We start from the raw sequence: 284 nt of genomic DNA on the forward strand, positions 1-284 counted from the left end.
CGGAACGCCTGGCATATCACCTACGGAGACGGAGTCGGCGTGTAGCGTAGCTCCTATATCGCCGGATTCGCTATTCCAACGACCGTCAGCCTGCAAAGTGCCGCCGTATAAGTTCGCCTCAAGGGATTGAAGGGTAGCCACATGATGAATGTAAGACACATCAGCCTTAGCCGAATCGACAGTAAAGCCGCTGTACGTTACATTATTCAGAATCACCTTTCCTTCAAGACCCAAGTCGGAGGGAGTCCCCCAAAGGCGACCGTGATAGCCGGCCGTCCCGCTTA

Annotated in this window: 1 protein-coding gene; it reads right to left on the reverse strand. The window is 54.2% G+C overall.

Going from position 1 to position 284, the window contains the following annotated elements; genetic code table 11:
* Positions 1-284: hypothetical protein (locus PGX78_RS08220; RefSeq protein ID WP_270446458.1), on the reverse strand; the 284-nt coding region annotated here is incomplete at both ends.

The sequence above is a fragment of the Megasphaera sp. AF13-6AC genome, assembly GCF_027685385.1.
GTDB classification, from domain to species: domain Bacteria; phylum Bacillota; class Negativicutes; order Veillonellales; family Megasphaeraceae; genus Megasphaera; species Megasphaera micronuciformis.